Consider the following 7,590-nt stretch of genomic DNA (forward strand, 5'->3'; position numbering starts at 1 on the left):
GCGCCCACCCCCCCCCCCCCCCCGCGCCCCCCCCCCCCGGGGGGGGGGGGGCCCCCCCCCGGGCCCGTGCCCGGGACCGTCCGTGCCGTGACCGACCGGTGAGGGTTCGCGGGACCGGGCGGTGACACCCCGCGGAGAGAACCCCGTGTTCAGGCATCGCGAAGCCGGTCGGTGACGGGCCCTGCCCGCGCGTCCCGGCCCGCTGACTCATGGTTCACGCACGCACTTCGCCCAGAAGTAACCCCTTTGCGGGACTGCGGTCGGGCCCGTCAGGTGTTTACGTGGTGAACAGACATCCGGGATCGTCGTCTTGGAGGTGTGCGCCATGATCGAGGCCGCGTCGCGGCTGACGAGTGTTGCCGAGCAGTTGCTGGGAGCGCCGCTCCCGATGCGGATCCGCGCCTGGGACGGTTCGCAGTCCGGTCCGCCGGGCGCGCCGACCCTGGTCGTCCGCAATCGCCGCGCTCTGCGCCGACTGCTCTGGAAGCCGGGCGAACTGGGTCTGGCCCGGGCCTGGGTGGCCGGCGACCTGGAGATCGAGGGCGACCTCTACGCCGCCCTCGACATAGTGGCAGGACTGGTGTGGGAACGCGGAGGCGGCGGCAGGAGCCTCGTACAGGCCCTGCGCGAGCCGGAGGTGCGGGCGGCCGTCCGTGAGCTGGTGAAGCTCGCCGGACCCCCACTGCCGCCCGCTCCGCCCCGCGAGGAGGTCCGCCGCAACCGCCATCTGCACACCCGGCACAGCGACAGACGCGCCATCAGCCACCACTACGACGTCGGCAACGACTTCTACGAGATCGTCCTCGGCCCGTCCATGGTGTACTCGTGCGCCTACTGGCAGGAGTCCGGGACCCTGGAGTCGGCCCAGTGGGACAAGCTCGAACTCATCTCCCGCAAGCTAGGCCTGCGGCCCGGTCAGCGGCTCCTCGACGTCGGCTGCGGCTGGGGCTCGATGGCGATCCACGCGGCCCGCGAGCACGGTGTGAGCGTCGTCGGGGTCACCCTGTCCCAGGAGCAGGCCGCGTACGCCCGCAAGCGCGTCGCCGACGAGGGGCTCACCGACCGGGTCGAGATCCGCGTACAGGACTACCGGGACGTCGGTGACGGGCCGTACGACGCCATCTCCTCCATCGGGATGGCCGAACACGTCGGCTCGGAACGGTACTTCGAGTACGCCACGGCTCTGTACGCCCTGCTGAGACCGGGCGGCCGGTTCCTCAACCACCAGATCGCCCGCCGCCCGCAGCGCGACGAGACGACCTACCGGGTGGACGAGTTCATCGACGCCTACGTCTTCCCCGACGGCGAGCTCGCTCCCATCGGCACCACCGTCACCCAGCTGGAGCGCGCCGGGTTCGAGGTGCGGGACGTGGAGTCGATCCGCGAGCACTACGCCCTCACCCTGCGGCGGTGGGTGACCCGTCTGGAGGCCGACTGGGCCCGCGCGGCGCGGCTCGCCGGTCCCGGCCGTGCCCGTGTCTGGCGCCTCTACATGGCCGCCTGCGCCCTCGCCTTCGAGGGCAACCGCATCGGCGTCAACCAGGTGCTCGCCGTGCGCACACCCGAGTCGGGGGCGTCCGGGCTGCCGTTGCGCACCCGTACCTGGGGCGGGTGAGTTCCGAACACGCCGAGGGCCCCGCTCCGGGAAGGGAGCGGGGCCCTCGGGCCGTGCGTACCGCTACTCCGACTTGATCGCCGACAGCATGTTCAGCCGTGCCGCCCGCCGGGCCGGCCACAGCGCGGCCAGGACGCCGACCGCCGCGGCCAGCAGGAGGAACAGACCCATCCGGGCCCACGGCAGGACCAGTTCGTACGTGGCCATCTTGGTGCCGAGCAGCTGACCGGCCGCCCAGCCGAAGAACACGCCGAGTCCGATGCCCAGCACCCCGCCGAACAGGGAGATGACCAGGGACTCCAGACGGACCATCCGCTTGACGGCCTTGCGGTCCAGGCCGATCGCGCGGAGCATGCCGATCTCCTGGGAGCGCTCGAAGACCGACATCGCCAGGGTGTTGATCACACCGAGGACCGCGACGATCACCGCCATGGCCAGCAGGCCGTAGACCATGTTCAGGATCAGAGTGAACATCTGTGCGATGGAGTTGGACAGGTCCTTCTTGTCCTGGACCTTGATCGCCGGGTTGGAGCCGAGGGCCTGCTCCAGCCTGTCCTTCGTCGCGTCGGACGCGCCGTCCGCGGTCTTCACCATGACCTGCATGTCGGCCGGGTCGCTCTGGTGCGGGGAGAGGGTGGCGTTGTCGAGCATGATGCCCTTGATCAGCTCGTTGCCCTCGTAGACCCCGGCGACCGTCAGCCGCTGCGCCTTGCCGTCCTCGTAGTGGACGGTGAAGCGGGAACCCGCCTTCCAGCCGTACGACTTGGCGGTGTCGTCGTCCACCACGACCTGGCTGCCGCTCACCTCGAACGTGCCGTCGTCCACCTCCAGGTCGGTGAGCCTGCCGATGGCGGAGCCGTTGACGCCGGTCAGGAACTCGGTCCGCTTGTCGATCCGGGAGATCGCGTTGCGCAGCGGGCTGGTCGCGGTGACGCCCTCGGTGGCGGCGAGCTTGCCGTCGACGTCCGGGGAGAGCTCGTTGCCGTTCGCCATCGACACCACGTAGTCGGCGCGGACCGCCGAACTCGCCATCTTGTCGATGGACCTCTGGAGGCTGCCGGCCATCACCGTCATACCGGTGATGAGGGTCAGGCCGATCATCAGCGCGGAGGCGGTGGCCGCCGTGCGGCGCGGGTTGCGGACGGAGTTCTGGCGGGCCAGCTTGCCGGAGACACCGAACACGTGCAGCAACGGTGCCGCCGCCGCGATCAGCGGGCGGGACAGCAGCGGGGTCAGGATGAACACGCCGACGATGAGGAGGACCGCTCCCAGACCCATCGGGGCCTGGCCGTCCGAACCGTCCATCGTCGTGGCCGCCAGGACCACCGCGACGCCCGCCGCCGAGAACAGTGCGCCGATGGTGTTGCGCAGCACCAGCGACTTGGTGGTCGCCTTGGCGTGCACGCTGCTCATGGCCGCGACCGGCGGGATCTTCGCGGCCCGGCGGCCCGGCAGCCAGGCGGCCAGCATGGTGATGACGATACCGACGGCCAGCGCGCTGAGCACCGTGCCGGGGGAGATCACCAGCGGGCCGTCCGGGACGGTCGCGCCCAGTGTGTTCATCAGGGAGCGCAGCCCGGCGCCGATGCCGATGCCGGCGGCCAGTCCGGTCACACCGGCGACCGCGCCGACCACGAACGCCTCGATCAGCACCGAGCGGGTGACCTGGCGGCGGGAGGCGCCGACCGCGCGCAGCAGGGCCAGTTCCTTGGTGCGCTGGGCGACCAGCATGGTGAAGGTGTTGGCGATGATGAACGTGCCGACGAAGAGCGCGATGCCGGCGAAGACCAGCAGGCCCTGCTTCAGCCCGCTCATCGACGAGGAGATCATCTCCGCCTGGTCGTCGGCGAGCTTCCTGCCTGTGGTGGTCCTGACGAGGTTCTTCGGCAGGGCGCCGTCGAGCGCGCCCTTGAGCGCGGTCTGGCTGGTGCCCGGCTTCGCCCGCACGTCGATCTCGTCGTAGGTGCCGGGCTTGCCGAACAGCTTCTGCGCGGTCGTGGTGTCGAACAGGGCGAGGCTGCCGCCGGCGGCGACGTTGCCGTCGTCCGTGGTGAAGACGGCGCTGATCCTCGGCTTGAGGACCGGACCGTTCACCGAGATGCGCACGGTGTCGCCGACCTTGTAGCCGGCCCGCTTCGCGGTCTCCGAGTCGATCGCGACCTCGTCCTTGCCGTGCGGTGCCGAGCCGGAGACCAGCGGGTACCGCGGGTCCTCGTCACCCCAGTAGTTGCCGCCCTCCGACCGGAAGCCGCCGCCGATCAGCTTGCCGTCCTTGTCGGCGATGGCGGTGAAGCCGTTGACCACGCCGATGGCGGACGCGGCGCCGGGCACCTTCGCGCTCCTGCCGAGCAGCGCCTGGGTCAGGTCGGGGAGCTTGCCGACCTTGTCGCCGTCGGAGTCCCGGTACTTCGGCTGTACGGCGACGTCGACCTGGTCGAAGCCCTTGGCGGAGCTCTTCTGGAAGGCGTCCGAGATGGTGTTGGTGAATACCAGCGTCCCCGACACGAACGCGACGCCGAGCATCACGGCGAGCACGGTCATGAGGAGCCGGGCCTTGTGCGCGAGTACGTTGCGCAAGGCAGTGCGGAACATGGGTTCTCTTCGGTCCGTGGTGTGGTCGGCGGTCAGCTGGTGCGGCCCTTGGCGTCGAACCGCTTCATGCGGTCCAGCACCGAGTCCGCGGTGGGCGCGTGCATCTCGTCGACGATCCGGCCGTCCGCGAGGAACACCACCCGGTCCGCGTAGGCCGCGGCCACCGGGTCGTGGGTCACCATCACCACCGTCTGCCCCATCTCCCGGACGGAGTTGCGCAGGAAGCCGAGGACCTCGGCGCCGGAGCGCGAGTCGAGGTTTCCGGTCGGCTCGTCGCCGAAGATGATGTCGGGCCGGGAGGCGAGGGCACGGGCGACGGCGACCCGCTGCTGCTGGCCGCCGGAGAGCTGTGACGGGCGGTGGCCGAGCCGGTCCGCCAGACCGACCATCCGGATCACCTGGTCGAGCCACTGCTTGTCGGGCTTACGGCCGGCGATGTCCATCGGCAGGGTGATGTTCTCCAGGGCCGTCAGCGTCGGCAGCAGGTTGAACGCCTGGAAGATGAACCCGATCTTGTCCCGCCGCAGCTTGGTCAGCTGCTTGTCCTTCAGGGAGCCCAGTTCGGTCTCGCCGATGCGCACGGACCCGGAGGAGAACGTGTCCAGCCCGGCCACACAGTGCATCAGCGTGGACTTGCCGGAGCCGGACGGACCCATGATCGCGGTGAACTCGGCCTGCCGGAACTCGACGGAGACCCGGTCGAGGGCGACCACCTGGGTCTCGCCCTGTCCGTAGATCTTCGACAGATCCGTGGCGCGCGCGGCCACTGCGGTGGTCCGGTCGGCGATGGGTGTGGTGGTCACGGAAGGGCGCTCCTGTCGGGACGACGGCGTTCGGTGGGACTTGATCCATCGTCCCGGCCGTCCGGCGCCCTGTAGTCACCCGCTGTTCCGGTTCCCGGGGCAGACTCCGGTCGGACCGGAGGGCGCCGCGTCATACCTGGGGATGACGGCGGACCCGGACGAAGGCCGGGGAAGACGTCGAGAACGGGTGGAGCCCCCTCGTTCGGACGGTGAAATTCCGTCATTCCGTGTACGCGTGCACCCACCGCGCGTAACGCTATTGGCAAGTGCGGATGGCGCGTACCGCGGGCTGATGCTCCCTCAGACGTCAATAAAATAAGACAACATCGGGTCCACCCGTCCGCTGTTCGGGGGATGTATCCCGATAGGCTCGGAGCCTCGAAGCGGAGCCCATGGCCTGCCCGGATGGTGGAATGCAGACACGGCGAGCTTAAACCTCGCTGCCCCTCGCGGGCGTACCGGTTCAAGTCCGGTTCCGGGCACTTCCCGCCCCCCCCGCAGGGGGCGCCGCACGGTCCTTCGGAGTCCCTCGACCGTTGACACGCGACAGCGGCGGTCGGAGACCGTTCGTAGGTGAAGGAAACTTCACCGGGCGAACAGAGGGGGAGATCGACCGACGACCGATGCGTACCGCCGTCGGCATCATCGGAGCCGGCCCCGCCGGTAGTCTCCTCGCGCGGCTGCTGCACACCGCCGGCATCGACTCGGTCGTCCTGGAGAGCCGCGACCGCGGCCATGTCGAGCGGCGGCAGCGGGCCGGGATCCTGGAGCAGGTGACCGTGGACGCGCTGCGGGCGGCCGGCGCCGGGGAGCGGATGGACCGCGAGGGACTGCGGCGCGACGGGATCGAGCTGAGGTTGGGAAGTCGACACGGTGGCGCCTCTTCGCGACGCCCTCACCGGCGGCAGGTCGGTGAGGGTACGCCCGGACGGAGGTCTGCAAGGACCTGATCGCCCTTCAGCTGGAGAAGCCGGTCGCGCCGATGCGCCCGTACGTCCACGAGCCCATGCGGTACGGCCGGCTCTTCCTCGCGGGCGACGCCGCCCACGTCGTGCCGCCGACCGGCGCCAAGGGGCTCGACCTGGCCGTCGGGGACGTCGTCACCCTCGCGCGGGCGCTGGCGCACGAGAAGGAGACCGGATCGCCGGAGCTCCTGGACGCCTGCTCCGAGACCTGTCTGCGCCGGGTCCGGCAGGCCGAACGGTTCTCCTGCGACATGACGGCCCTCCTGCACCGCGCCCCCGGCGTCACTCCCTTCGACGACCGGCTCCGGCTGGCCCGGCTGGAAAGGATCGCCACCTCCCGGGCGGCCGAGACCGACCTGGCGGCGGCCTGCACCGGTTTCCCGCTCGACTGACCGGTTTCCGGCCGGTTCCGGGGAGGTAGCAGGTTGGTCATGGAATGGGACCCTCCATGGCCGGGAATCAGGCATCCGCGTAGCGTGTTGGCCAGCACGGCAGGGGAAAGATCCTCCCCAAGTACTAGGGTCGGTCCTTTGCCAACCTATTACTCTTGAGCCAAGGCCACGTAGGGTGGCCATGGAGGAGTGAAATGAGGAGCAGTAACCCGGTCTTCTCGCGACGGGGGTTCAGCCGCGACAACGGCTACGCGGGCTTCAACACCGCGCCGCAGGCCGGGTACGCACAGGGCAACCCCTATGCCCAGGGCAACCCGTACGCCCAGGGCGGGAATCCCTACGCGCAGAACCCGTACGCGCAGAACCCTTACGCCCAGCAGGACCAGCAGTACGGCGCCCCGCCGCAGGCTCCGGTCACCACCGGCCGGATGACGATGGACGACGTCGTCATGCGCTCGGCCATGACGCTCGGCACGGTCGCCCTCGGCGCCGTCCTCGCGTGGGCGCTGCTGCCGGTGTCGGCCACCAGCTACGGCCTGGCGATCGTCTCGGCGCTCGTCGCGATGGTCCTGGCCCTCGTGCAGAGCTTCAAGCGCACGCCGTCGCCCGCGCTGATCCTGGGCTACGCCGCGTTCGAGGGCGTCTTCCTCGGCGTGATCAGCGAGATGTACAACAGCCAGTGGAGCGGCGCCCCGTTCCAGGCGGTGCTAGGCACCATGGCGGTCTCGGCCGCGACCCTGCTGGTCTACAAGGCCGGCTGGATCCGCGTCACCGCCCGCTACGCCCGTGTCGGCATGTCGATCGCCATCGCGTTCGTGCTGGTCATGGCGGTCAACCTGCTGCTGGTCGCCTTCGGTGTCGCCCCCGACGGCGGTCTGCGCAGCTTCGGTCCGCTCGGCGCGCTCGTGGGCATCGTCGCCATCCTGCTCGGCGCGTTCTTCCTGACGCTCGACTTCAAGCAGATCGAGGACGGCATCGCCTACGGCGCGCCGCGCGAGGAGGCCTGGCTGGCTGCGTTCGGCCTGACCCTGACCCTCGTGTGGATCTACGTGGAGATGCTGCGACTGGTGGCGATCTTCAGCAGCAACGACTAGCCGGCTCCGGCCGGCTCGTGAGTCGGCGCTGACGCGAAGGGCCCCGGGTTCGGCGGATTCCAGGGGTCGTAGCAACACCGTGGTGAGTTGATCAAGCCGCGAGCAGTTTAGACAGACGCTCGGCTGGGG

At 70.0% G+C, this 7,590-nt stretch carries 4 protein-coding genes, 1 tRNA gene and 1 pseudogene; 4 read left to right on the forward strand and 2 right to left on the reverse strand.

Features of this window, described 5'->3' with window-relative positions; translation table 11 throughout:
• The first annotated feature begins 325 nt into the window (after positions 1-325).
• A complete protein-coding gene (locus ACFW2E_RS36370) occupies positions 326-1,615 on the forward strand; it encodes a class I SAM-dependent methyltransferase (protein WP_384473145.1) in 1,290 nt (429 codons plus the stop codon).
• Between the two features lie 63 nt (positions 1,616-1,678).
• On the opposite strand, the gene ACFW2E_RS36375 is transcribed toward ACFW2E_RS36370, so the two are convergent.
• On the reverse strand, positions 1,679-4,207 hold the full coding sequence (locus tag ACFW2E_RS36375; protein ID WP_384473148.1) for an ABC transporter permease: 2,529 nt from the start codon (positions 4,205-4,207) through the stop codon (positions 1,679-1,681).
• A gap of 32 nt (positions 4,208-4,239) precedes the next feature.
• The gene (locus ACFW2E_RS36380; RefSeq protein ID WP_384473150.1) at positions 4,240-5,010 is read right to left on the reverse strand and encodes an ABC transporter ATP-binding protein; all 771 of its coding nucleotides are present in this window, start codon (positions 5,008-5,010) and stop codon (positions 4,240-4,242) included.
• A gap of 399 nt (positions 5,011-5,409) precedes the next feature.
• Here ACFW2E_RS36380 and ACFW2E_RS36385 point away from each other — a divergent pair.
• The 3 genes and pseudogenes from ACFW2E_RS36385 (at position 5,410) to ACFW2E_RS36395 (ending at position 7,461) form a co-directional block, all read left to right on the forward strand.
• Positions 5,410-5,492 (forward strand) — tRNA-Leu (locus ACFW2E_RS36385).
• Between the two features lie 141 nt (positions 5,493-5,633).
• A pseudogene (locus tag ACFW2E_RS36390) lies at positions 5,634-6,367 on the forward strand (FAD-dependent monooxygenase).
• 194 nt (positions 6,368-6,561) lie between these two features.
• Positions 6,562-7,461: a Bax inhibitor-1/YccA family protein gene (locus ACFW2E_RS36395; protein WP_384473153.1), complete on the forward strand. Its 900-nt coding sequence runs from the start codon at positions 6,562-6,564 to the stop codon at positions 7,459-7,461.
• Positions 7,462-7,590 lie beyond the last annotated feature (129 nt).

The sequence above is a fragment of the Streptomyces sp. NPDC058964 genome (genome assembly GCF_042741275.1).
Lineage (GTDB): Bacteria > Actinomycetota > Actinomycetes > Streptomycetales > Streptomycetaceae > Streptomyces.